This window comes from Streptomyces griseus (assembly GCF_001715295.1).
Taxonomy (GTDB): Bacteria; Actinomycetota; Actinomycetes; order Streptomycetales; family Streptomycetaceae; genus Streptomyces; species Streptomyces griseus_G.
This window is the reverse complement of record NZ_MDKB01000003.1, coordinates 68,905-93,529: the sequence shown is the minus strand read 5'-3', so window position 1 is coordinate 93,529 and position 24,625 is coordinate 68,905. Positions and strand designations below refer to the sequence as shown.

22 protein-coding genes are annotated in these 24,625 nt (G+C 72.4%); 11 read left to right on the top strand and 11 right to left on the bottom strand.

The features are described 5' to 3' along the window. Position 1 precedes the first annotated feature (1 nt). Complete coding sequence (locus BA175_RS16720) at positions 2-724, bottom strand: ZIP family metal transporter (RefSeq protein WP_069172229.1); 723 nt, start codon at positions 722-724, stop codon at positions 2-4. A 145-nt stretch (positions 725-869) separates the two neighbouring features. On the opposite strand from BA175_RS16720, the gene cobC reads away from it, so the two are divergent. Next, on the top strand, positions 870-2,381 hold the full coding sequence (cobC, locus tag BA175_RS16715; protein ID WP_079159650.1) for an Rv2231c family pyridoxal phosphate-dependent protein CobC: 1,512 nt from the start codon (positions 870-872) through the stop codon (positions 2,379-2,381). An 89-nt stretch (positions 2,382-2,470) separates the two neighbouring features. Here cobC and BA175_RS16710 read toward each other — a convergent pair whose 3' ends face one another. Further along, complete coding sequence (locus tag BA175_RS16710; RefSeq protein WP_069172228.1) at positions 2,471-3,589, bottom strand: SCO1860 family LAETG-anchored protein; 1,119 nt, start codon at positions 3,587-3,589, stop codon at positions 2,471-2,473. A gap of 314 nt (positions 3,590-3,903) precedes the next feature. Next, the gene (locus tag BA175_RS16705) at positions 3,904-5,004 is read right to left on the bottom strand and encodes an amidohydrolase family protein (protein WP_069173075.1); all 1,101 of its coding nucleotides are present in this window, start codon (positions 5,002-5,004) and stop codon (positions 3,904-3,906) included. A 129-nt stretch (positions 5,005-5,133) separates the two neighbouring features. Here BA175_RS16705 and BA175_RS16700 point away from each other — a divergent pair, with 129 nt between their 5' ends. From BA175_RS16700 to BA175_RS16675, 6 genes are all read left to right on the top strand, one after another. Continuing rightward, positions 5,134-6,240: a pyridoxal-phosphate-dependent aminotransferase family protein gene (locus BA175_RS16700; protein WP_069172227.1), complete on the top strand. Its 1,107-nt coding sequence runs from the start codon at positions 5,134-5,136 to the stop codon at positions 6,238-6,240. 424 nt (positions 6,241-6,664) lie between these two features. After that, positions 6,665-7,129, top strand: a complete 465-nt coding sequence (gene ectA, locus BA175_RS16695; RefSeq protein ID WP_069172226.1) for a diaminobutyrate acetyltransferase — start codon at positions 6,665-6,667, stop codon at positions 7,127-7,129. A 159-nt stretch (positions 7,130-7,288) separates the two neighbouring features. Continuing rightward, positions 7,289-8,551: a diaminobutyrate--2-oxoglutarate transaminase gene (gene ectB, locus BA175_RS16690; protein ID WP_069173074.1), complete on the top strand. Its 1,263-nt coding sequence runs from the start codon at positions 7,289-7,291 to the stop codon at positions 8,549-8,551. Positions 8,552-8,611: 60 nt separating this feature from the next. Further along, positions 8,612-9,010, top strand: coding sequence for an ectoine synthase (locus BA175_RS16685; protein ID WP_069172225.1), 399 nt, complete (start codon positions 8,612-8,614; stop codon positions 9,008-9,010). A gap of 3 nt (positions 9,011-9,013) precedes the next feature. Next, the gene (gene thpD, locus BA175_RS16680) at positions 9,014-9,907 is read left to right on the top strand and encodes an ectoine hydroxylase (RefSeq protein WP_069172224.1); all 894 of its coding nucleotides are present in this window, start codon (positions 9,014-9,016) and stop codon (positions 9,905-9,907) included. A 251-nt stretch (positions 9,908-10,158) separates the two neighbouring features. Further along, complete coding sequence (locus tag BA175_RS16675) at positions 10,159-11,184, top strand: VOC family protein (protein ID WP_069172223.1); 1,026 nt, start codon at positions 10,159-10,161, stop codon at positions 11,182-11,184. A gap of 407 nt (positions 11,185-11,591) precedes the next feature. Here the strand turns inward: BA175_RS16675 and BA175_RS16670 are convergent, their stop codons facing one another. From BA175_RS16670 to BA175_RS16655, 4 genes are all read right to left on the bottom strand, one after another. Further along, a complete protein-coding gene (locus tag BA175_RS16670; RefSeq protein ID WP_069172222.1) occupies positions 11,592-12,653 on the bottom strand; it encodes an aminotransferase class V-fold PLP-dependent enzyme in 1,062 nt (353 codons plus the stop codon). Positions 12,654-12,723: 70 nt separating this feature from the next. Next, positions 12,724-13,461 carry a DsbA family oxidoreductase gene (locus tag BA175_RS16665; protein WP_069172221.1) on the bottom strand — a complete coding sequence of 246 codons (738 nt, stop codon included), beginning with the start codon at positions 13,459-13,461 and terminating at the stop codon, positions 12,724-12,726. A 224-nt stretch (positions 13,462-13,685) separates the two neighbouring features. After that, positions 13,686-14,297 (bottom strand): DUF1349 domain-containing protein, encoded by a 612-nt coding sequence (locus BA175_RS16660; protein ID WP_069172220.1) that lies wholly within the window; start codon positions 14,295-14,297, stop codon positions 13,686-13,688. Beyond that, on the bottom strand, positions 14,294-15,814 hold the full coding sequence (locus tag BA175_RS16655; protein ID WP_079159649.1) for an aldehyde dehydrogenase (NADP(+)): 1,521 nt from the start codon (positions 15,812-15,814) through the stop codon (positions 14,294-14,296). The genes BA175_RS16660 and BA175_RS16655 overlap by 4 nt, the downstream gene beginning before the upstream one ends. 164 nt (positions 15,815-15,978) lie before the next feature. On the opposite strand from BA175_RS16655, the gene BA175_RS16650 reads away from it, so the two are divergent. From BA175_RS16650 to BA175_RS16640, 4 genes are all read left to right on the top strand, one after another. Then, the gene (locus tag BA175_RS16650; RefSeq protein WP_069172218.1) at positions 15,979-16,749 is read left to right on the top strand and encodes an IclR family transcriptional regulator; all 771 of its coding nucleotides are present in this window, start codon (positions 15,979-15,981) and stop codon (positions 16,747-16,749) included. Positions 16,750-16,753: 4 nt separating this feature from the next. Next, positions 16,754-17,239 (top strand): GNAT family N-acetyltransferase, encoded by a 486-nt coding sequence (locus tag BA175_RS16645; protein ID WP_069172217.1) that lies wholly within the window; start codon positions 16,754-16,756, stop codon positions 17,237-17,239. A gap of 55 nt (positions 17,240-17,294) precedes the next feature. Next, positions 17,295-17,462, top strand: coding sequence for a type II toxin-antitoxin system VapB family antitoxin (locus tag BA175_RS29705; protein ID WP_079159648.1), 168 nt, complete (start codon positions 17,295-17,297; stop codon positions 17,460-17,462). Between the two features lie 233 nt (positions 17,463-17,695). Next, a complete protein-coding gene (locus BA175_RS16640; protein ID WP_069172216.1) occupies positions 17,696-18,268 on the top strand; it encodes a SigE family RNA polymerase sigma factor in 573 nt (190 codons plus the stop codon). Positions 18,269-18,771: 503 nt separating this feature from the next. Here BA175_RS16640 and BA175_RS16635 read toward each other — a convergent pair. The 4 genes from BA175_RS16635 to BA175_RS16620 form a co-directional block, all read right to left on the bottom strand. Continuing rightward, a complete protein-coding gene (locus BA175_RS16635) occupies positions 18,772-20,145 on the bottom strand; it encodes a cellulase family glycosylhydrolase (protein WP_069172215.1) in 1,374 nt (457 codons plus the stop codon). A 157-nt stretch (positions 20,146-20,302) separates the two neighbouring features. Then, positions 20,303-21,409: a pectinesterase family protein gene (locus BA175_RS16630; RefSeq protein WP_069172214.1), complete on the bottom strand. Its 1,107-nt coding sequence runs from the start codon at positions 21,407-21,409 to the stop codon at positions 20,303-20,305. A 212-nt stretch (positions 21,410-21,621) separates the two neighbouring features. Beyond that, positions 21,622-22,953: a pectate lyase family protein gene (locus BA175_RS16625; protein WP_069172213.1), complete on the bottom strand. Its 1,332-nt coding sequence runs from the start codon at positions 22,951-22,953 to the stop codon at positions 21,622-21,624. 256 nt (positions 22,954-23,209) lie between these two features. Then, the gene (locus BA175_RS16620; protein WP_069172212.1) at positions 23,210-24,544 is read right to left on the bottom strand and encodes an ABC transporter substrate-binding protein; all 1,335 of its coding nucleotides are present in this window, start codon (positions 24,542-24,544) and stop codon (positions 23,210-23,212) included. Between the last annotated feature and the right edge of the window lie 81 nt (positions 24,545-24,625).

The following is a 24,625-nucleotide window of genomic DNA, read 5'->3' as shown; positions in this document are numbered from 1 at the left end:
GTCACCCCGCGACGCCGACCACCAGCCAGATGAAGCCCACTCCCGCGACGGTGCACAGCAGGGTGGAGCGGGCCGGGTGTTCATGGTGCGCCTCGGGCAGGATCTCGGCTGCGGCGAGGTAGAGCAGCGCCCCGCCGAAGAAGCCGAGATAGCAGCCGAGCGGTTCCTCCGGAAGGGTGACCACCAAGGTGGTCGCCGCGCCCAGGACGGGGGCGAGCGCGTCCGCGTACAGCATCAGGAGCGCCTTGCGGCGGGCGTTCCCGTAGAGGCTGGTGAGCGTGTAGGTGTTGAAGCCGTCGGCGAAGTCGTGGGTGATGACGGCGAGTGCGACGGCGGCTCCCATGCCGCCGCCGACCTGGAAGGCGGCGCCGAGCGCGACGCCGTCCATCAGGCTGTGTCCCACCATCGCGGCCGCCGCCGTGAGCCCCACCTGCGGCACCCGTTCCTCGCTCGCGCCGTGTGCCGCCTGCCGCACGGCCAGCGAGCGCTCCACGAGGTGGGCCGCCAGGAAGCCGCCCACGAAGAACAGCAGGGCGGCGGGCACCCCGAAGACCTCGCCGCCCGCGGCCTTCATCGCCTCGGGCAGCAGATCCAGGCCGACGACGCCGAGCATCAGCCCTCCGGCGAGGCCGAGTACGAGATGGCGGCGGTCGCTGACACGCTGCGCGGCCCAGCCCCCCGCCAGGGTCATCAGGAACGCGCCGAGCGCGACGAATACCGCCATGGGCTCTTGCTAGCCGATTGACCCGGGGGCGCGCATCCCAGGCCACCCTCACCGGCGGTCCCCGGCCCTCCGTTCCGGGCCGGTGAGACCCTGTCCCCCGTCTCCCCCGTCACGCTTCTCGCGTTCTTCCGGAAGGACTCCGCCCATGACCCGGGCCGTGCTCGTCGTCGGTGTCGGTGCCCGCCGGGGGGCGCCGGCCGAGGAGGTGGTGGGACTGGTCCTCGAGACGCTGGACGCGGCCGGCCTGCCGGCGGGCGCGGTGGCGGAGCTGGCCACCCTGGACACGAAGGCGGACGAACCGGGAATCGTCGGGGCGGCGGCACGGCTCGGGGTCCCCGTGCGCCCGTACACGGCGTCGGAACTGGCCGCCGTCCACGTCCCCAGTCCCTCGTGGGCGGCGCGCGCCGCCGTGGGGACCCCGTCGGTCGCGGAGGCCGCCGCTCTGGCCGGTGCGGGCGAACTCCTGGTAGGCAAAAGGAAGTCGGCGTCGGCGACCTGCGCGGTGGCCCGCCGGTGTCCGCGTACCGGCACCCCGCCGTCGACGTACGGCTCCGGGCCGTTCACCATGGCTGCCATGCTGCCCCCCACGAAGGACACCGAGAGCGCCGGGCCCGATCTGCGGCACCACGGCGACGCGGAAGTGCGTGGCCTGGATCTGACGGACCTCGCCGTGAACGTACGAACCGGAACGCCTCCTCACTGGCTGCGCGAACGGATAGCCGCGTCGCTGGGCTCGCTCGCCGCCTATCCGGACGGGCGGCGCGCGCGGACGGCGGTCGCCGCACGGCACGGGCTGCCCGAGGAGCGGGTCCTGCTCACCGCGGGGGCGGCCGAGGCCTTCGTGCTGATGGCGCGGGCGCTGCCGACGGAGCGGCCGGTCGTCGTACACCCTCAGTTCACGGAGCCGGAGGCGGCGTTGCGTGCGGCCGGGCACGAGGTGGGGCGGGTGCTGCTGCACCCGGAGGACGGCTTCCGGCTGGATCCGGCGGCCGTTCCGGAGGACGCGGACCTCGTGGTGGTCGGCAACCCGACCAATCCGACGTCCGTGCTCCATCCCGCGGAGGTGCTGGAGCAACTGGCGCGTCCCGGGCGGACCCTGGTGGTCGACGAGGCCTTCATGGACGCCGTGCCGGGCGAACGGGAGGCCCTGTGCGGCCGGCAGGACGTCCCGGGACTCGTCGTGCTGCGGAGCCTGACCAAGACATGGGGGCTCGCGGGTCTGCGGATCGGCTACGTCCTGGCCGAGCCGGCGACGATCGCCCTGCTGCAGGAGGCGCAGCCCCTGTGGCCGGTGTCCACACCGGCGCTGGCCGCGGCCGAGGCGTGCATGGAGCCGCGCGCACTGGTGGAGGCGGCCGGCGCGGCGGATCGGGTCGCGGTGGACCGGGCGCATCTGCTGGCCGGGCTCGCGGAGTTCGGCGAGGTACGGGTGGTGGAGCCGGCCGCGGGTCCGTTCGTACTGATCGGACTGGACCGGGCGGACGAGGTACGGGAACGGCTGCGGGCGCGGGGGTTCGCGGCCCGGCGGGGGGACACGTTCCCCGGGCTGGGGCGCGAGTGGCTGCGGCTGGCCGTACGCGACCGGGTGACGACCAACCGGTTCCTGCAGGCCCTCGACCTGGCGCTGCAGGGGCTGCCCCGGGGAGCGGTGGGCTGACGGCCCCGGTGGGGAGCGCAACTCATCCGTGCGAGCACCGCTCCCCACCCTCCCCCTGGCCCCTCTCGGGCCTGCCCCCCTCGGGTGGATCAGTTCTGGCCGCGCCTGCGGGCGACGACCGTGGCAGCGCCACCGGCCGCCAGCAGGAGGGCCGCACCACCCGCGATGTACGGGGTCGACGAGCTGGAGCCGGTCTCGGCGAGGTCACCGGTACCGGAGGCCGGTGCCGGCTCGGAACCTGTTTGGGGCTTCACGTCGCCGATCTCGTCCTCCTTGCCGGTGGAGTCGCCGCCGGAACCGCCCGTACCGCCCGTACCCTGCGGGTCGCCGGAACCGCCGCTGCCCGAGGTGCCACCACTGCCGGACGACCCGGCGGTCGACGAGCCCCCGCCCCCCGATCCTCCGTCGCCGGAGGAACCGCCGTTGCCGGACCCGCCGTTGTGCGAACCGCCGCCGGACGAACCGCCGTTGCCCGGCCCGCCCGTGCCCTCGGGCGTCTCGCACGTCGCTTCCGCCAGCGTGACCTCTCCCCCGACCTCGGCGACGTTCAGGCTGAGCGGGTTCACCGACACCCGCAGCCTCAGCGCCGTCGCGGCGGCCGTACGCGTGGTGGTGCGGGTCTCCGAAAGGTCGAGGGTGACCTCGCCGACGCCGGGCACCTCGACACCCGTGGTGCCGCCCGAGGTCAGCTCGACCCGTTTGCCGAGCACCGAGACGTGGCCCAGCACGTTCGACTCCGCGACCGGCTTCGCGCCGGCCTCGCACACCGCCTTCGAGGTGACCTTCTCCACCTCGACCAGGGAGAGCAGGGGAAGGCCGGGCACGTGCACACGGGCCTTCGCGAGGTTGGCGTAGCCCTCGGCCCGGTGCTCGTCCACGGTGGCGTTCGCGGTGGCGGCGTCGGCCTTCAGCACCTGGACCGGCCGGCCCTTCCCGACACCGTCGAGTTCCACGCTGAGCGCCGTCCGCTCCGCGCTCGCCGGGGCCTTCACCTCGTTGAGCGTGGCCTTGAGCGGCACCTGGACCGACCTGTTCATGAGCGAGACGTCGAGCGTGGTGCGGAGCACGACCGCGGCCGCCTTTCCGTGGCCGTTGGCCTCGGTGGCCGGAGCCGTCGCGGTGGCTGCCTGCGCGGGGACGGCGACCAGCAGGGCGACGGGTGCTGCGGCGACCGCCAGGACAGCCGGACGGAAGGTGTTGCTGTTCACGATGGTGGAACCCCCACAAGAGACATGGAGCCGCCGGCGCCGTCCAAGGGGGGACATCACGGGCACCGGCGGCCTCGACTCCGTGAATCTTTACGCACACAGAGTGAACTGGCGTACACCCGGCGTCAGTTCACTCCAAAGGGGGGTTTCCGTGCGTGTATTCGAATCTTCCGGCACAGGAGTTCCTCGCCGTCACCCGATCCACCGCACGCGGTCGGCGCGGGTACCCGGTCACCGGACGGACCGCTGAAGTGCTTCAACGACTGGTGCGGGCGTGCGTCACTGCCTGTCAACACGACGACGCCCGCGGCCGGTCAGCCGACCACCCGGCCGTCGAGGACCACCCTGCGGGGCGCCGCCAGCACCCGCACGTCCGCCCGCGGATCCTCGTCGTACACCACCAGGTCCGCCGGAGCCCCCTCCTCCAGCACCGGCCGGCCGAGCCACCTCCGCGCCCCCCAGGTGGTCGCGGAGAGCGCATCCAGGGGCGGGATGCCGGCCTTCACCAGTTCGGCCACCTCGGCCGCCACCAGGCCGTGGGCCAGCGAGCCGCCGGCGTCCGTGCCGACGAAGACGGGGATGCCCGCGTCGTACGCCGCCCGCACGGTGTCGTACCGGCGGGCGTGGAGCCGCCGCATGTGGGCGGACCAGCGCGGATACCGGGCCTCGCCGCCGGCCGCCAGGTCGGGGAAGGTGGCGATGTTGACCAGGGTCGGGACGATGGCGACGCCCCGCTCGGCGAAGAGCGGGACGGTGTCCTCGGTCAGCCCCGTCGCGTGCTCGACGCAGTCGATCCCGGCCTCCACCAGATCGCGCAGGGCGGCCTCGGCGAAGCAGTGCGCGGTGACCCGGGCGCCCAGCCGGTGGGCCTCCGCGATGGCCGCCTCGACCTCGGCGCGGGGCCAGCAGGCGGTGAGGTCCCCGGCGTCCCGGTCGATCCAGTCACCCACCAGCTTGACCCAGCCGTCACCCCGCCGTGCCTCCCGGGCGACGTAGGCGACCAGATCGCCGGGCTCGATCTCGTGCGCGTAGTTGCGGATGTAGCGGCGGGTCCTGGCGATGTGACGGCCTGCCCTGATGATCTTCGGCAGGTCCTCCCGGTCGTCCATCCACCGGGTGTCCGAGGGGGATCCGGCGTCCCGGATGAGCAGCGTGCCGGCCTCCCGGTCACTGAGGGCCTGCTTCTCGCCGGTCGCCGCGTCGACGGGGCCGTGACGGTCGAGTCCGACGTGGCAGTGGGCGTCGACGAGGCCGGGCAGTGCCCAGCCGGTGAGCGTCAGGGCGGCGTCCGCGCCCGGCGGCCGGTCGTAGGTGATCCGGCCGTCGACGGCCCAGAGCCCGTCCCTGACGTCGTCCGGGCCGGCGAGCACCCGCCCCTCGATCCGCAGCACCCGCGCCACCTCGTGATCACTCATGTACAGCACTCTACGAGCCGCTCCGCCGGCTCCTCCGGGCGGTGGCCGGGCACCGCGGGGAGCCGGGCAGGCCACTACCCTCGACGCGACAGCCCGCCACGGACCGACCGACCCGAAGAGAGCACCACCGTGACCCACCCCCTCCTCGACCTCCCCCCGCTCACCGCCGCCCGTTTCGCGGAGATCGAACAGCGGGTGGCCGGCCTTCTCGCCACCGAGCAGGACGTCGTCATCATGCAGGGCGAGGCGCTGCTGCCCCTGGAGGGATGCATCCGGGGCGGCGCCGGGCCCGGTTCCACCGCGCTGAACGTCGTCACCGGGCCGTACGGCCGGACATTCGGCGACTGGCTGCGGGACTGCGGGGCCGACGTCGTCGATCTGGCGGTGCCCTTCCACTCGGCGGTCACCGCCGAACAGGTCGGGCAGGCGCTGGCGGACCACCCGGAGATCGGCTTCGTCTCGCTGGTGCACGCCGAGGCCGCCACCGGCAACACCAACCCGGTCGCGGAGATCGGCGAGGTGGTCCGGGAGCACGGCGCGCTGTTCATGCTCGACGCCGTGGCGTCCGTGGGTGCCGAGCCGCTGCTGCCGGACGCCTGGGGGGTGGATCTGTGCGTCATCGGCGCCCAGAAGGCCATGGGCGGGCCCGCCGGCGTGTCGGCGGTGTCGGTCAGCGAGCGGGCCTGGGAGCGGATGGCGGCCAACCCCCGGGCTCCGCGCCACTCGTACCTCTCGCTGCTGGACTGGAAGGCCCGCTGGATCGACGCCGGCCGCCGGGCGCTGCCGCACGCCCCGGCACAGCTGGAGATGCTGGCGCTGGAGGCCTGCCTGGAGCGGATCGAGGCCGACGGTCCGAACGTGGTCATGGCGCGCCACGCGGCGGCCGCGGCGGCGACCAGGGCGGGAGCCCTGGCGCTGGGCGGCGGCCTGGAGCCGTACGTCCACGAGGCGCGGGACGCGGCACCCGTCGCCACGACGCTGCGCGTGCCCGCGGACACCGACGCGGCCTCGCTGGTCGCCGCGGCGCTCACGGCCGATCCCGGTCTGCCCCTGGTCGCCGGCGGCGGAGCGCTGGCGCGGGAGATGGTCCGGGTCAACCACTACGGCCCGGACGCCACGCCCGGCGCGGTGGGAGCGTCGCTCGACGCCCTGGGGGCGGCACTGGCGGCCGTCGGCCGGAAGACCGACCGTGATGCTTCCCGTAAGGCCGTCGCCGAAACCTGGTCCGGCCGCTGAATTCCACGGTTCACCCGAATGGGCCACCGATGAACAGATAATTCAAAGAATGCGGGGAACTACTCCACCGAGAGTAGCTCCCCGCATTCTTTTGCCCCCGTCCTCCCTGCGTAAACACCCTGGTTCTCAACCCCTCCGGCGGGGTGCTCCCCGGGCGATTCCGGCGGGTGTCGAGAGAGTTACAACCCTGTGACCGACTCCACAGGGAGGCCGTTTTGCCGGATGAATCCCGGACAGAACGGGACGTCTCGGCGGGGGCCGTGCGCGAGCACGCGCCCGCGTGATAGCACACCGCAGCTTCCCACCCAACCCCTTGCGGCGATGCAATTTCTGAATTTGCTCGGTAAATTCAATTCACATGACCGCCGCACCAGCAGACCTTGCACGTGCCCGAAACGAATTCCTCAGAATCGACATGCCACGGGTGGAGGACGGAGCCGCCATCTGGCGCATCGCCCGCGACTCCGAGGTCCTGGACCTCAACTCCTCCTACAGCTACCTGCTGTGGTGCCGTGACTTCGCGGCGACCTCCGTGGTGGCCCGGGACGAGAACGGCGACCCGGTCGCCTTCGTCACCGGGTACACACGCCCTGACCGCCCGCAGACGCTCGTCGTCTGGCAGGTGGCCGTCGACCGCAGCCACCGCGGCAAGGGCCTGGCCGCCACGCTGCTGGACGCGCTGACCGCCCGGGTCGCCGCCGACCAGGGGCTGACCTCGGTCGAGACGACCATCACCCCGGACAACACGGCGTCCGAGCGGCTGTTCACCTCCTACGCGCAGCGCCACGACGTGGCCCTGGAGCGCGAGGTGCTCTTCGCGGGAGACCTGTTCCCCGAGGGCACGCACCTGCCGGAGGTGCTGTACCGCATCGGACCGTTCCACTCCTGAACGGTCCAGGGGGTGCCCTCGGCACCTCCGCGCCCGGCCCGTCCGCGGACCGGTGGCCCGCTCGCCCCGCGGGGCCGCCCGCCCGAGACCTCGCTTCCCCGCCACGGAAGCCTGCTGCACCGCCGCCCGTCCCACCCCTCCCTCGAGCAGGAGATCGCCGTGACCATCACCCCGCCCGCCCTGAGCGTGTTCGAGACCCTGGAATCGGAAGTACGGAGTTACTGCCGCGGCTGGCCCGCCGTCTTCGACCGGGCGCAGGGAGCCCGGCTGACGGACGAGGACGGCCATACGTACCTCGACTTCTTCGCCGGCGCCGGCTCACTCAACTACGGCCACAACAACCCGGTGCTGAAACGGGCGCTGATCGACTACATCGAGCGCGACGGCATCACCCACGGCCTGGACATGGCGACCACGGCCAAACGGGCGTTCCTCGAGACCTTCGAGAACGTGATCCTGCGCCCCCGTGACCTGCCGTACAAGGTGATGTTCCCCGGCCCGACCGGCACCAACGCCGTCGAGTCGGCGCTGAAGCTCGCCCGCAAGGTCAAGGGCCGCGAGTCCGTCGTCTCGTTCACCAACGCCTTCCACGGCATGTCGCTCGGCTCGCTCGCCGTGACCGGCAACGCCTTCAAGCGGGCCGGCGCCGGGATCCCGCTGGTGCACGGCACCCCGATGCCGTTCGACAACTACTTCGACGGCAAGGTCCCCGACTTCCTCTGGTTCGAGCGTCTCCTGGAGGACCAGGGCTCCGGCCTCAACAAGCCGGCCGCGGTGATCGTGGAGACCGTCCAGGGCGAGGGCGGCATCAACGTCGCCCGCGCCGAGTGGCTGCGCGCGCTCCAGGAACTCTGCCACCGCCAGGACATGCTCCTCATCGTCGACGACATCCAGATGGGCTGCGGTCGCACCGGCGGCTTCTTCTCCTTCGAGGAGGCCGGCATCGTCCCGGACATCGTGACGCTGTCGAAGTCCATCAGCGGATACGGCCTGCCGATGTCGCTCTGCCTCTTCAAGGGCGAGCTGGACATCTGGGAGCCGGGCGAGCACAACGGCACCTTCCGCGGGAACAACCCGGCCTTCGTCACCGCCGCCGCCGCCCTCGACGCCTACTGGGCGGACGGCCAGATGGAGAAGCAGACCCTGGCCCGCGGCGAGCAGGTCGAGCAGACCCTGCTCGCGATCTGCGCCGAGGAGCCGACCGCGCAGTTCCGCGGCCGCGGCCTGGTCTGGGGCCTGGAGTTCGCCGACCCGGCGCGCGCCTCGGCCGTCTGCGCCCGCGCCTTCCAGCTGGGCCTCCTGCTGGAGACCTCCGGCCCGCAGAGCGAGGTCGTCAAGCTGCTCCCGCCGCTGACCATCACCCCCGACGAGCTGGACGAGGGGCTGCGCACCCTGTCCCGCTCCGTCGGCGAGACCGCCTGAACGGCTACCCCCGCGCAGGCAGCATCCGAGCAGTACAGAAGAGAGAGGCACCATCCCACCGTGATCGTCCGATCGTTCAGTGACATCGAGAACACCGACCGGCATGTGAAGTCGGCCTCCGGCACCTGGGAGAGCAAGCGCATCGTGCTCGCCAAGGAGAAGGTGGGCTTCTCGCTCCACGAGACCGTGCTCTACGCGGGGACGGAGACGTCGATGTGGTACGCGAACCACATCGAGGCCGTGCTGTGCACCGAGGGCGAGGCCGAGCTCACCAACGACGACACCGGCGAGACGCACTGGATCTCGCCGGGGACGATGTACCTGCTGGACGGGCACGAGCACCACACGCTGCGGCCCAAGACCGACTTCCGCTGCGTCTGCGTCTTCAACCCCCCCGTCACCGGACGGGAGGACCACGACGAGAACGGTGTCTATCCACTGCTGACAGAGGAGGGCTGAACCATGACCACCGAAGTACGCGTCGACCTCTACCCCTCGCGCGGCGCCGCCGAGATGACCACTCCCCGCCAGGACCCGGTCATCTGGTCCGCGCCGGGCGCGCCCGGGCCGGTGTCCGCCAAGGATCTCCAGGGCTTCGAGGAGAACGGCTTCCTCACCGTCGACCAGATCATCACGCCGGACGAGGTGGCCGTCTACCAGGCCGAGCTCGACCGGCTGATCGCCGATCCCGTGGTCCGCGCCGACGAGCGTTCGATCATCGAGCCGAAGTCGCAGAGCGTGCGGTCCGTGTTCGAGGTCCACAAGCTCAGCGAGGTCTTCGCCCGGCTGGTCGGCGACGAACGCGTCGTGGGCCGGGCCCGCCAGATCCTCGGTTCGGACGTGTACGTCCACCAGTCCCGGATCAACGTCAAGCCGGGCTTCGGCGCCTCGGGCTTCTACTGGCACTCGGACTTCGAGACCTGGCACGCCGAGGACGGTCTGCCGAACATGCGGACGGTGTCCGTCTCGATCGCGCTGACCGAGAACTACGACACCAACGGCGGGCTGATGATCATGCCCGGCTCACACAGGACGTTCCTCGGCTGCGCGGGTGAGACGCCGAAGGACAACTACAAGAAGTCGCTGCAGATGCAGGACGCCGGCACCCCGTCCGACGAGGCGCTGACGAAGATGGCCGACCGCCACGGCATCAAGCTCTTCACCGGCAAGGCCGGTTCGGCGACCTGGTTCGACTGCAACTGCATGCACGGTTCGGGCGACAACATCACCCCGTATCCGCGCAGCAACGTCTTCATCGTGTTCAACAGCGTGGAGAACACGGCCCAGGAGCCCTTCGCGGCTCCGGTCCGCCGCCCGGAGTTCATCGGGGCGCGGGACTTCACCCCGGTGAAGTAGGGCGCACGGTGGTTCGGAAGGGGCGGGACGCGAGGGCGTCCCGCCCTTTCCGTGTGCGGGGCCGTCCGCCCGCACCGGGTGCGCCGGGCCGGCCGGACGACCCGCCCACCCCCGAGGCCGGCCCGGTCCGCCGTGGGACGCGGAAGGACCCCGCCCCACGGCGCGGTCCCCCGCCGCGCGGGGAAGCGTCACGGCCCGCAGGCGTCCGAACTCGCTGGACCCGGCCCCGGTCCGGCGGGGAAAGTGAGGCCATGACATCTCTCGTACAGCACGTCACCGTCGACTGCGCCGACGCCTACGGACTGGCCGGCTTCTGGGCCGGGGTGCTCGGTTCCGCCGTGTCCGACGACGACCGGCCCGGCGACCCCGAGGCACTCGTCGAGACGTCCCGTGCGGCGCTGCTCTTCATCACGGTGCCCGAACCCAAGAGGACCAAGAACCGGATCCACCTCGACCTGCGGCCGGAGAACCGCACCCGTGACGAGGAGGTCGAGCGGCTGCTCGGTCTCGGCGCCACCCTGGTCGCCGACCACCGCAAGCCGGACGGGCGGGGCTGGGCGACGATGGCCGACCCCGAGGGCAACGAGTTCTGCGTCGAGTGCGGTGCGGCGGAACGCGCGGCGCTGTCCGGCACCCGGCTGCCGGTGACCGCGGACGACGTGGACCTCGCCGTCCGCCTTTCGGCCGACGCGCTCGCGGCGTTTCCCGCGGACCGGTGGCACACGCCCGCCGGTTCGCTGGAGTGGACCTGTCGGGAGACCGTCGAGCACCTGAGCGACGACCTGTTCGCGTACGCCGTCCAGCTCGGCCCGCGCCGGCCGCCGGTCGACGCGTACGTGCCCTACCGCTGGGCCCGGGACCGTGAGGGCGGGCCCGCCAACTCGGTCTTCGCCGACCCGGCGGCCGGACCCGCGGGGCTCCTCCTGACGCTGGAGGCGAGCGGCGCCCTGCTGACGGCGATGGTGCGGACGGCCTCGCCGGACGTCCGCTCCTACCACTCCCACGGGGTGTCGGACCCGGAGGGCTTCGCCGCGATGGGTGTGGTGGAGACCCTCGTGCACACCTACGACCTCGCCTCCGCGGTGTCCTTGCCGTGGGCCCCGCCCCAGGACCTCTGCGACCGGGTGCTGGCCCGCCTCTTCCCCGGTGCCCCGGAGGACGAGGACCGGTGGACCGTCCTGCTGTGGTCCACCGGCCGCGCGGATCTGCCGGGCCGCGACCGTGTCACCTCGTGGAAGTGGCACGGCGCGCCGCTCCCGGGGGTTGCTGCCACCTGAGCGCGATGCCGCCACCCCTGCGGGCAGGGGTCGGGCACCTCCAGGTGTTCCGTGGGGGCGTCGGCACCGGCGATGCTCGCCGCGGGCCCTGAGGGCTGTCCCGCACTTCACGGCGGGCGCGACGACAGCGCACCCCGCCGTGCTGTCGGAACGTCCCCATACATCCCGTATGCGGACGTCCCTCCGCCGTGCGATGCACCGCATCCGACGTCGCGCGCCGATCCATCGGGAAGTGCGGGACGCCCCTCGGCTGACGACGGTCCGCCGGCCGTGGGACCGCGTCGCGGGGACGGTACGGGTACTGCCGGCGCAGGTCGGCGGGTGGACCCGGCCGCGGTCTTCCTCCCCACCGAACTGGTCCGTCGGGACCGGGCGTAGGGGTACCGGCGGCTCTTCCGGTGCGCGGCTCAGCCGGCCAGCACCTCCAGGGCGCGGTCGACATCGGCCTCCGTGTTGTACAGGTGGAAGGCTGCCCGCAGGTTCCCGGCCCGGTTCGAGACCATCACCCCCGCCCTGGCCAGTTCCGCTTCACGGCCGCCCAGCCCGGGCACGGCGACCACCGCGGACTCGCCCGGCACCGCCTCGTGCCCGAGCCCGGCGAGCCCTTCCCGGAAGCGGGCGGCCAGGCCGGTGGCGTGGGCGTACAGCGCGTCGGCGCCCACCTCGGCCAGCACGGCGAGGGAGTGCTCGGCGCCGTGGTACGCCAGGAAGGCGGTCGGCTCGTCGAATCTGCGGGCCGTGGCGGCGAACCGCCCGACCGGCCCGTACGTGCTCTTCCAGGGCTCCTCCGCCGAGAACCAGCCCGCGTACAGCACCGGCACGGACTCCTGCGCCTCCTCGGTCACGGTCAGGAACGAGGTGCCACGGGGGCACAGCAGGAACTTGAAACCGCCGGTGACCGTGTAGTCGTACGCCCCGGCGTCCAGCGGCAGCCAGCCCGCCGACTGGCTGGCGTCGAGCAGCGTCCGCGCACCGTGCGCGGCGGCGGCAGCACGGACCGCGTCCAGGTCGGCGACCCTGCCGTCGGAGGACTGGACGGCCGAGAAGGCGACGAGCGAGGTACCGGGCCGCACGGCCTCGGCCAGTCGGGCCAGGGGCACGTACCGCATCTTCAGATCGCCCCGGACGGCGAACGGGCTGACGACCGAGCTGAACTCACCCTCGGGGGCCAGGACTTCGGAGCCGGAGGGCAGTGAGGCCGCGACGAGCCCCACATGGGCGGCGACGGATCCGCCGGTGGCGACCCGGTCCCGGGTGACGCCGGCGAGCCGGGCGAAGCCGGCCCGGGCCGCGTCGACCGCCTCGGCACTCCCCGCGCCGGCCCGGCGGCCCGTGGCGTTCTCCTCGGCCAGGGCCTTGACGGCTTCGACGGACCGGCGGGGCAGCAGCCCGCAGGTGGACGTGTTCAGATACGTGGTCTCGGGTGCGAACTCGGCGGCCCTGACCTGATCGATCGCGGAGGTATCCATGCCTGACAGCCTGACGCCCGCTCAACCTGTCGTCAATTGCGCATAGTTGAGCGGTCTGCCCAAGAAATGCTTATACGTGCCGGCCGGGGGCGTCCGTCCGGGGCACCTCGCAGGCTCCGTCGGCGTCGCAGGCCGCCGCGTCGTCGCCGAGCGGGGTGAGCGCGGTGACGTCCCGGTCCTTCCACGCCTGCTCCAGGGCCTGCACGAACACCTCGGAGGGCTGGCCGCCGGAGATGCCGTAGCGCCGGTCGAGGACGAAGAAGGGCACGGCGTTGCCACCCAGCTCGGCGGCCTCGCGCTCATCCGCCCGCACGTCGTCCGCGTACGCGTCGGGGTCGGCCAGCACCGCCCGCGCCTCGTCGCCGTCGAGTCCCGCCTCCACGGCGAGGTCGATCAGGACGGCGTCGTCGAAGACCGAGCGCTCCTCCGCGAAGTTCGCCCGGTAGGCGAGGCTCAGCAGCTCGTCCTGGCGCCCGCGCGCCTTGGCGAGGTGGAGCAGCCGGTGGATGTCGAAGGTGTTGCCGTGGTCACGGCCCTCGGTGCGGTATCCGAGTCCTTCGGCCTGCGCGTTGGCGGCGACGTTGGCCTCCATGCCCCTGGCCTGCTCGAGGGTGCGCCCGTACTTCCGCGCCAGCATGTCGATCACCTGCACGGTGTCGCCCTTGGCGCGGCCGGGGTCGAGCTCGAAGGAGCGGTGGACGACCTCGACCTGGTCGCGGTGGGCGAAGGCGGCCAGACCCTTCTCGAAGCGGGCCTTTCCGATGTAGCACCACGGGCAGGCGATGTCGCTCCAGATCTCGACGCGCATGACTCTTCTTCTCTCCAGGTCCGGGGCAGGCCGACGGGGACGGAGAAACCCTCCGCCACCGGGTCCACAACAACCCGCCCGCCCCACGCATTCCCCGCACCCCCGGGAAGTGCCGCCGCCCCCCGGGCCCCGGCCCCCGGGAGGCGGGGACGGAAATCCGGAGGGCGTGCCCGGTGGAGGCATGCACCCGCCTCCCGGCGGAGGCGGGTGCGGAGCGGTGGGGATCAGGTGCCGTCGCGTAGGTCCGCGGGGGCGGTGGGGCGGAAGGTGATGTGGTCGAAGGATGCCGTGCAGCCCTCGCCGGTGGGCGACTGGACGAGGAAGCCGATCCGGGCCGCCGCCCGCTCCTGCTCCGTACCGAGGGTGAAGAAGCGGACGAAGGTCCACCGTTCACCGTCCGGCGAGGCGTGGAAGGCGAAGGCGCCGCCGGAGCGGGTGAGCCGCAGCCAGTGGCTGTCGCCCTCCACGGTGGCGGAGTTGACGTCGTCGGAGTGACCCCGGGTGACGACCGTGCAGACGGTGGGACGTTCCGGGGAGAGCTCCAGGCAGAGCTTCGCCCAGTCCCGCTCCCCGACGTGGAGGTAGAGGACACCCGCGTCGAAGGCGGCGGCGAAGCCGACGTCGACCCGGGCGATCAGCTGGAAGTCGCCCTGCGGCGCCGCACCCAGCAGGCGCGGGGCGTCCGAGGCGGATTCCGTGGAGACGCCGTCCGGCGGGACGAAGCGGTCCTGCTTCGCGCCCGCCGAGCCGGTCAGCACGCCGTTCTCGTACGTCCAGCCGCCGTCGGGGCCGAACGGCTCCAGGGCGAAGGGGAGTTCGGGCAGCTTGATGGTCATGCGCGGCTCCCGTCGACCCGGCGCGGCAGACCCTGCGGATTGTCCTCGCGGAGCTCCGGCGGGAGCAGGGCGTCGGGTGTCGACTGGTAGCTGACGGGGCGCAGCCAGCGCTCGATGGCCGTGGCGCCGACCGAGGTGGAGGTGGAGGTGGTGGCCGGGTAGGGGCCGCCGTGGTGCTGGGCCGGGGCGACGGCGACACCGGTCGGCCAGCCGTTGACGAGGACGCGGCCGGCCAGCGGGGTGAGCGCCGCGAGCAGTCCGGCGGCGCCGCCGTCCGCCTCCTCGGTGGCGATCTGGAGCGTGGCGGTGAGGTTGCCGGGGAGGCGGGAGAGCACGGCGGTGACCTCGTCCTCGGAGTCGTACCGTGCGACGACGGTGACCGGGCCGAAGCACTCCTCGAGCAGGGCGTCGTGCGGGCCTTCCTCGGCCAGCCGCTGCGCGGGGACGGTGAGGAAGCCCGCGGAGACGGTGTGCTCGCCGCCCGCGCCGGGGGTGACGGGGGCCTCCACGTCGGGGAGCGCGGCCCGCTCGGCCACGCCCGCGACGAAGGCGTCCCGCATCCGGTGGTCGAGCATGACGCCCGAGCCGGTGCCGCTGACCGTCTCGGTCAGCGACTTCAGCAGCCGGTCGCCCGCCTCGCCGGACGGGGCGAGGACGAAGCCGGGCTTGGTGCAGAACTGCCCGGCGCCCAGCGTCATGGAGCCGCCGAGCCCGGCGCCGATCTGCTCACCGCGCTCGGCGGCGGCCGCCGCGGTGACGACGACCGGGTTGAGGGAGCCGAGTTCGCCGTGGAAGGGGATGGGGGTGGGGCGTGCGGCCGCCGCGTCGAACAGGGCCCGGCCGCCGCGGATCGAACCGGTGAAACCGGCCGCGGCGACGAGCGGGTGCTGCACCAGCTCGACACCGGCGTCGAAGCCGTGCACGACGCTCACCACGTCCTCGGGCAGGCCGTTGCGGGCGGCCGCCCGGCGCAGGAGCGAGGCGCAGAGTTCGGAGGTGGCCGGGTGGTCGGGGTGGGCCTTGACGACGACCGGGCAGCCCGCCGCGAGGGCGCTGGCGGTGTCGCCCCCGGGTACGGAGAAGGCCAGCGGGAAGTTGCTGGCGGCGTAGACGGCGACGACGCCCAGCGGGATCTTGTAACGGCGCAGGTCCGGCCAGGGCGGGGTCCTGCTGCCGTCCTCGTGGTCGATGTGGATGTCGAGGAACGCGCCCTCGTCGACGACCTCCGCGAAGGCCCTCAACTGGGCTGCCGTGCGGGCCAGTTCTCCGGTGAGCCGGGCCGGGCCGAGTGCCGTCTCCGCGTCCGCCGCCTCGATGACGTGCTCCTGGGCCTCGGCGAGCAGGTCCGCCGCGGTGCGCAGGAACGCGGAGCGGACGGTGCGGTCGGCCAGGGCACCGCGCACGGCGTGCGCGGCCCGGACCACGCGGTCGACCTCCTCCGCTGTAGCCTCCACCGCAACCTGCTCACGCGGGTTCCCGGTGCGGGGGTCGACACTCCAGACTGGTGCTGCTGCCACCGTGTTTCCTTCCGGTCCACTCTGCGCATCAGGAGTTGTTCGGTATTCTGAACAAAGTTCCTGATCGTGAATATGCAGGAACTCTATTTCCGGGTGTTCGGTGTTGGCAAGAAGTCGCAGGGTCGCGCACGGTTGTGGCAAGAGGGCTGGAAGGGGCATGGGGCATGTCGGTTGCCGAGTCTGGTGGGGCGCAGGTCAAGTCCGCGGTACGGACGGTGGAACTCCTCGAGTACTTCGCGGGGCGCCCCGGTATGCACTCGCTGGCCGCCGTGCAGGAAGCCGTCGGCTACCCCAAGTCCAGCCTCTACATGCTGTTGCGCACCCTCGTCGAGCTCGGCTGGGTGGAGACCGACGCGACGGGCACGCGGTACGGGATCGGGGTGCGCGCCCTGCTCGTCGGCACCTCGTACATCGACGGTGACGAGGTCGTCGCCGCCGCCCGCCCCACCCTGGACCGGCTCTCCGACGACACCACGGAGACCATCCACCTGGCCCGGCTGGACGGTACCAACGTCGTGTACCTCGCCACCCGGCAGTCCCAGCACTACCTGCGCCCCTTCACCCGGGTCGGCCGCCGGCTGCCCGCCCACTCCACCTCGCTCGGCAAGGCGCTGCTCGCCACCCACACCGACGAGCAGGTCCGCAAGATGCTGCCGCAGACCCTGCCGGCGCTGACCGAGCACACCCTCACCGACCGCGAGAAGCTGATCGACGAGCTGCACGTCATCCGGGAGCAGGGGTACGCGGTGGACCGCGAGGAGAACACGCTCGGACTGCGCTGCTTCGGCGTGGCCGTGCCGTACCGCACGCCTGCGCGGGACGCGATCAGCTGCTCGGTCCCGGTCGCCCGGCTCACCCCCGCACACGAGCAGCTGGTCAAGGACGCCCTGTTCGACGCCCGCGACCGCCTCACCCTCGCGACCAGGAGACTCTGATCCCATGCGCGTCACCCTCCGCGAGGTCCGGGACGGCGACCTGCCTCTGTTCTTCGCCTTCATGAGCGACCCGGAGGCGACCCGGGTGGCCGCCTTCACCAGCGCGGACCCGTCCGACCGGGCCATGTTCGACGCCCACTGGCAGCGCATCCGCGCCTCGGACTCCGTCGTCATGCGCACGGTGCTCGCCGACGGCGTGGTGGTGGGCAACGCGGGCGTCTACGGACCGCCGGCCGAGCGTGAGGTCACCTACTGGATCGACCGGGCCCACTGGGGCAGGGGCCTGGCGACCGCCGCGCTGCGGGCGCTGCTCGACGCCGTACCGGAGCGCCCGCTGCACGCGCGGGCCGCCGCGGACAACACGGGGTCGGTCCGCGTGCTGGAGAAGTGCGGGTTCGTCCTGTCCGGCAGGGACCGCGGCTATGCGGAGGCCCGCGGCGAGGAGACCGACGAGGTGCTCCTGCGACTGGACGGCCGACCGTCCGGGTGACACGGCACAGCCCACCCCGCCGTATATATGCGCATAGACCACCACCTATATACGGATGTTCACCAGGTCCGAGCTGCTCCTCGAAGTCGATGACGACGCGCTCGCCGAGGCCGCTGAACTCTTGGGGGCCGGCACCAGGAAGGACACGGTGAACACCGCGCTCAACGAGGTCATCGCGCGCCGGAGCCGGGCCGTAGCGCTCGCGGAGCCCGGCACCGCCTGAGGACCTGCCGCAGCAGAATTCTCCGGTACCGGGGGTTCAGGTTCCCGCGAGGTTGCGCCTTACTGGGGTACGCACTCGCGTCGAAGCGCTTCCGTCGTGCGCGGGGGAACGCTCTCGCCCCCCGCGCACGGCCCTCGGAGCGCACCCCGGGTCAGCGAGGGGGCGTAGGCCGTCCTGGGCGCGGCGCGTCAGGGCGGGGCGTGCTGGGATCCGACTGCAGGGAAGGGGTGCCCGTGGGCACGGTCGTGGACGATGCCGCCGCAACCGATTTCCATGCGTTCTTCGAGGCGCACTACGCCGAACTCGCCCGCTTCGCCCACCTGCTGACGGGGGAACTTGACGCGGCCGACGACCTGGCGGCCGACGCGCTGACGGCGCTCTGGCACCGCTGGGACCGGGTCAGGGACGCCGACCACCCGATGGCCTACGCGCGAGGGGTCGTCGCCAACCTGGCCCGGACGCGCATCCGGAGCGCCGTACGGGAGCGCCGCAGGATCGCCCTCTTCTGGGCGCCCCGCGGGTCCGGGGACGGGTACGCCGCGGACGGGCCCGACGTGTCGGCGGTGGTGGACGTCCAAGGAGCCCTGCGCAGGCTGCCGTTCCGCAAGCGGGCGTGCGTGGTGCTGCGGCACGCCTTCGACCTCTCCGAGCGGGACACGTCGCTGGTGCTCGGGATATCGGTCGGCACGGTGAAGAGCCAGACCTCGCGCGGTGTGGCGGAACTGCAGCGGCTGCTGGAGCCCGAGGAACCGGCCGCCCGGGTACGGGTGGCCGTCGTGCCACCGCGCACCGACGGACGACGGTGAACGAGGAGGATCTGCGGCAGCGGCTGCGCTCCGCCGCAGCCTCGCACCGCCCGGCCCCGGAACGGATGCCCGCACGGGTCGGCGTGGCGGGGCGGGGAGCCCCCGGCCCCGCCACGCCCCCTCCCCCACGGGCCCGCGGGGCCGTGGCTGCGGGTGGCGGGCGCGCCACTCCCCCGCCGCCGAGGAACGGACAGCCCGCATGAGCGAACGAGCCGGCCCACGGCGTCAGCGGCAGGGACATCGAGCCGTGCGTCCGCCGCACGGGCGACAACACGGGCGCCGGACCGAGGGATACGGGCAGCGGCCCGGACAGCACGCACCGCCGCCGCACGGGCGACCACACTGGGCGCCGGACCGGGGGAAACGGGCAACGGCCCGGACGGCACGCACCGCCGCCGCCGCACGGTCCCGGACACCGGTGACGACCGATCCGGTCGGAGGGCCGCCCGTGCGAAGGCGCGCGGGCGGCCGTCCTGGCGGTCCGGTCGGCGGTACCTCCCCCGTCAGCCCGTGGGGAAGGAGTCGGGGGTACTGATCCGGCTCTTGAGCAACGCCCCGGACTCCGTCAGCACACCGCTGCTGCTGTAGTCGCCGCCGTCACAGGTTCCGGGCCGGAACGCCGCGCTGGTCTCGGGAGCGTCGGAATAGGTCCAGTTCGCGTAGCTGATCTTCAGCTGGTCGAGCAGGTCCAGCCAGGCCGTGGTGCTCGCCCGGTCCAGCGTCCCGCCCCCGGTCGCACTCACGGTGCCGAACTCCGTGACGAACAGCGGCAGTCGTGAGGCCGCGCGGCTGAGGGTGGCACGGTAGGCGTCCTTGTGGCTCGCGGCGTAGAAGTGGAACGCGTACATGATGTTGGCGGCGTTGACGGGACTGGCGACGACCTCGTTCTCGTCGGAGCCGTCCGAGACTCCCAGCGAGGACCAGCCGCGGGTGCCGACGATGACGACCGCGTCCGGGTCGGCGGCCCGGATCACCGGGATGACCTGCTCGGCGTAGCTCTTGACGGCCGCCCAGCTCACGCCGTTCGGTTCGTTGGCGATCTCGTAGATCACGTTCTTCTTACCGGCGTTGCGGGCGGCGACGGACGCGAAGAACGTCTTCGCGCGGTCGAGGTTGTAGTTCGGGTCGCCCGGAGTCAGGGTGTGGAAGTCGATCAGGGCGTACATGCCGCGTGCCTCGGCCATGTCGACGAGGCCGTTCACACGGCTGGTGAAGCCCGCCGGGTCGGTCTCGTAGCCGTCCTCCTGCACGTACATCGCGACGCGCAGCAGGTCGGACTTCCAGTCCTTCGCCAGCGCGTCCAGGGAGGCGGCGTTGTAGCACTGGGCGAACCACTGGATGCCGTGGGTGCTCATGCCCCGCAGCTGGACGGGGCGGTCGTACTGGTTGCACAGGTTGACGCCGCAGACGTGCAGCTGTCCGTTGACGCCCACGGGGGTGCCGTCGCCCGTGGGCGGCGGGTCCTCCCCGCCCACGGAGCCCGTACAGGCGACGCCGTTGAGCGTGAACGCCGCGGGCGTCGGATTGGCGCCCGTGAAGGAGCCCGTGAAACCCAGGTCGGCAGCCGCGCCGGTGGCCAGCGTGCGGTTCCAGTCGACGCCGGTGGCGGTGACCGCGGAACCGGACTGCGACCAGGTGGCGTTCCAGCCCTGGACGACCTTCTGACCCCCGTCCGGCCACGTGAACCCGAGCCGCCACCCGGTGACGGGGTCCCCCAGGTTGGTGACCTTCACCGCGGCCTGGAAGCCTCCCTGCCACTGGTTGGTCAGCGTGTAGTCCACCGTGCAGCCGGCGGCGGCCGCCGCCTGGGGGGCGGACAGGGCCGTGAGACCCAGCACCGTCGCGCAGGTCGCCAGTAAGGCCAGTATGCGTTTCACAGCGTTCCTCCTCGTTCGAAGCGGAAGCAACATGGGAGCGCTCCCAAAGGCCGTCGGCCCGAGACCGTACACCGGCGCACCGGTGCGCGTACAGGCATACGACAGCGGAACTCCACGGGCCTCGCGGCCGGGAACGCTCCCTGCGCGACGCCGCACCTCACGCGTACGGGTGCCAGTCGCCGAGCCAGTCGGCCGGGGTGTGCGAGCGGGCCTGCGCCCGGCTCAGCCGGGGGCGGTCGGCGGGATCGGTGACGCGGGCGCCGGGGCCGGTGTTGCGGTACTCGGCGAAGCGCTGCTCCTGCCAGGGGAAACCCGCGGACATGGTGCCGTAGGGCGCGACGGCGTCGATGCCCGCGCCGAGGTGGCTGTCGCGGACGGTGAGCATGGGGTGCGCGGTGAGGTCGGAGGAGGGCACCCAGGGGCGGGCCAGCTTGTAGTAGCCGTCGGGAGCGGTGCTGGTGACACGGGAGCGCAGCACGAGGAAGCCGTGCGGGTTGGCCCGGGCGGTGCTGGGTGCGAAGACGAAACCGTACGGCGCGGACCCCAGGTCGGTACGGGTCAGGGTCCGGAAGTGGCAGCGGTCGTAGACGGCGGTGGCACGGCCGAAGACGAAGTCGACGTCACCCTCGATGGAACAGTCGCGGTAGTACTGGCGGGCGAAGGCGGTGAGGGACGGGGAGTCGGCGTACAGGGTGTCCTGGTGGCCGAGGAAGCGGCAGCGGTAGAACGCCGAGCGGTCGCCCTGGACCTTGATCGCGACGGCCTGGGTGCCGGTGTAGTCGGGGTGGTCGGCGCGCAGCCAGTCGTTGGCGAAGGTCAGGTCGCGGGCGGTGAAGCCGGCCGCCCGGACGGTGGTGGTCGCGGACCCGGAGGTGCCGTGGGTGCCGGAGCCGTCGGGCCTGGGGGTGCCGGCCGCGTTGTCGTGGACGAGGACGGTGTCGCGCGGGTCCCCGCTCGCGCCGATCAGGGTGAGGCCGGTCCTGTCGGCCGGCACGGTGACGGTCTCCCGGTAGACGCCGGGGGCGAGCACGAGGGTGTATCCGGTGCCGGAGGCCGCGTCGACGGCCGGCTGGACACCGGTGTGGTCGCCCCGGCCGTGCGGGTCGACGTACAGCGTCCGTGGGTCGAGGCGGCGGGACGGCGAGCCGTAGCGGCCGAAGGGGCGGTGGGGGGAGGTGCGGGCGTGTGCGGCGGGCGCGGCGCCGAGCGCCAGGACGGCACTCCCGCCGGCGAGCAGGGACAGGGCGCTGCGTCGGCTGGGCATGGTGGTGCTCCTTCGCGTGGGTCCTCGGCCGGGGGGTTTCCTTCGCGGGTGGTTCCTTCGGCGGTGCTTCGTTCGCTGGTGGTTCGTTCGCCGGTGGTCCGTTCGCCGGTGGTCCGTTCGCCGGTGGTCCGTTCGCGGGTGGGCCGGAGCGGCGCTCCCCGGGGTGCTGGAGAGCGTGCGGTGCCGCTCCGGCCGGTTGGTGGACCCGAGGGTCAGCAGCCGGGGGCCCGTCCGGCGCCCGCCCCGCGGTCCACGAGCGCGGGCACGGCGCGCGGGTGGTCGATCCGCGTGCGGAGCTCCGGGGTCCAGCCGGCGCCCCTGGCGAGCTGCGCCGTGGGGAAGCCGGCGTTGTGCGCGGCGATCAGGTCGGTCCTGCGGCCGTTGACGTAGTTGTCCTCCGCCGTGAGGGCGGACTCGGACCACTTCTTGAGGATGGCCGCCTTGTCGAGACCGGCCGGCACGGTGAAGGCGTTGTGTTCGGCGACGAGGTGGGACTCGGCCCCGATGCCGTACGTGTAGCCGTAGGCGGCGCCCTCGGTGGCGACGAAGTGGTTGTTGTACGAGTCGACCTGGCCGAAGCGGACGCGGGGGGCGCGCTCGTTGACGTCCTTGAAGAGGTTGTGGTGCAGCGTGACGCGGAGCCTGCCCCGGTCGGTGGCGCCGGCGCCGTCGCTGTTGCCGATGAGCATCGTCTTGTCGTGGTCCTTCAGGACGTTCCAGGAAACGGTGACGAGGTCGGCGCCCCGGACGATGTCGAAGAGCCCGTCGTGCTGCTGGTACAGCTCGCCGAAGTAGCGGGGCTGGGCGGAGTCGGGGCGGTCGCCGTCGCCGAAGGTGTTGTGGTCGACCCAGACGCGGCTGGAGCCGTGAACGACGAGGTTGTCGTACTCGGAGTTCCAGTGGCCCGTGTCGCCGTCGGTGGGGTCCCACTGCGGGAAGCAGTCGTAGGTGTCCTCGAAGGAGATGTTCCGGACGATGACGTTGGAGACGTTCCTCACCTGGAGACTGGCGCCGATGACCGTGGCGTCCTCTCCGACGCCGACCAGCGTGGTGTTGGACGGCACGTACACGTTGACCGCCGCCGCCTGCCGCTTCGCGGACGCGTCGCGGGCGTCCTCCAGCGGGCCCGAGGGGACCTCGTCCCGGCCCCAGACGGCCGGGTCGTAGGCGGCCAGGTACTTCTCCAGGGTGTAACCGTCCTGCTGGTACTCCTCACAGCCGATGGGGGTGCCGTCGGCGTCCGCGTTGCCGTGCAGGGTGCCCACGACCCGGACGATCTTCGGGGCGTCGCCCGCGTCCTCGAAGGCGGCGATGAGCTCGGCCCGGTCGGTCACGGTGTAGACGTGGTCGGGGGTGGCCTTCGAGCCGCCCGTGGTGGAGCCGTCGGCGGCGGCCCAGCCGTCGCCGGCGGGAAGGACGGCACGCTCGATGCCCCTGCCGTGGGCGTGCGGGGCGGCCTGGGCGGGGACGCCCACGGCGAGGGCCAGACAGGCGCAGCCCGTCATCACGGCGATGGCGCGGGAATGACTCATGCGTGCGGGCATGGCGAATCCTCAACTGTCGTTCGGAAAAGGTGCGGTGGGGACGGGTGGCAGGTGGGACCCTGCCGCTCGGGGCGCCCGCGCCCGCCGGGCGGAGCCCGTGCTGCTCACCGTCCGGGGGGTGAGTGACACGGGGGTCCGCCTCTCTCGTGGGGCGTCCGCGCGGGGCGTGCGGGGAGAGGGACCGGCGGCGGGGCGCGACCCGAACCGCCGCCGGTCCCCCGGTCACCGGGGTTCCGGCCGTGACGGGACGGCCGGGTCAGCCGTTGCCGAGTTCGGACCACTCCTTCTGGGCCGCGTTCAGCTCGTCGGCCATCTTGTCGAGGAACGCCTTGGCCGTGGTCTTGCCGAGCAGCACCTTCTGGAACTCCGGCTCGTTGTCGGCCTTGCTGATGTTGTTCCAGTCGGGCAGGTAGTACGGCAGGTCGACGATCTTGGTGGAGCCGTCCGTGAGGGCCTTCGCGGCGAGCGCGGTCGGCTCGGACTTGCTGATCCACGGGTCCTTGGCCGCTTCGGTGTTGGCCGGGATGGCGCCCGCCGACTCGTTCCACTTGCTGTTGGACTCGTGCGAGGCCGCGAACTCGATGAACTTCCAGGCGGCGTTCTTGTTCTTGCTGCTGCGGAACAGTCCGAGCCCGTCCACCGGGTTGGAGACCTGCACCCGGGTGCCGCCCTCCCCGATGGGCGCCGGGATGCCGGCGAACTTGTCCTCGCCGAGGGCCTTCACATGGTCCTGGTAGGAGCCGAGGTTGTGGCTGAGCATCCCGATGGTGCCGGTGTCCCACTGGGCGACCATCTTGGTGAAGTCGTTGTTGACGTCGGCGGCGGGGGTCGTCCTCTTGAAGAGGCCGGCGTACTTCTCCAGCGCGGCGACGTTCTTCGGGTCGTTGAGCGTCGTCTTGTCGCCGTCCCAGAACTCGGTGATGCCGGTCTGCCCGTAGATCGCGTCCAGCGCCTGGGCTATGGAGCCCGCGCCGCCGCGGATGGTGTAGCCGAACTTGTTCTTCCTGGCGTCGGTGAGCTTCTCGGCGGCCTCGTAGAACTTGGGCCAGGTGGTGGGCGGGTCCAGCTTCGCCTGCGCGAACAGGTCGGTGCGGTACCAGAGGGCGCCGTTGTTCGCGGAGGTCGGCATGGAGTACATGTCGTCGCCCCGGCCGGCCGCGGCCCTGACGCTCTCGACCATGCCCTCGACGAGCTTGCCCTTCAGCGGCGAGTCCTCGAGCCGCTTGTTGAGGGGTTCCAGGGCCTCCTGCGCCACGATGTTGGCGAGGTAGGCGGTCCCGACCCCGCCCACGTCGGGCAGACCGCCGCCCGCGATGGCGGTGTCGTACTTGGACTGGACGTCGGCGATCGGGATCGGGACGTACGTGACCTTGATGTCCGGGTACTTCTTCTCGAAGTCCTTGATGATCTCGGTCCAGACGGCGGTCCGCGGACCGCCGTTGTTGTCCCAGAAGGTGATCTCGCCCTTGCCGCTGCCCTCGGTGCCCGTGCTGCTGCCGTCGTCACCGCATGCGGTGGCCGTCAGGGCGAGTACCGCCGTCAGGGACACCGCGGCCGCGGCACGCCCCCGCTGGGTCTTCGAGATGGTCATCGTCGGCTCTTCTCTCTCGGTGCTTGTCGGTGGAATCGCTGGTGTCGCAGGTGCTGGTCCGTACGTCCGTGGGCCGTGCCG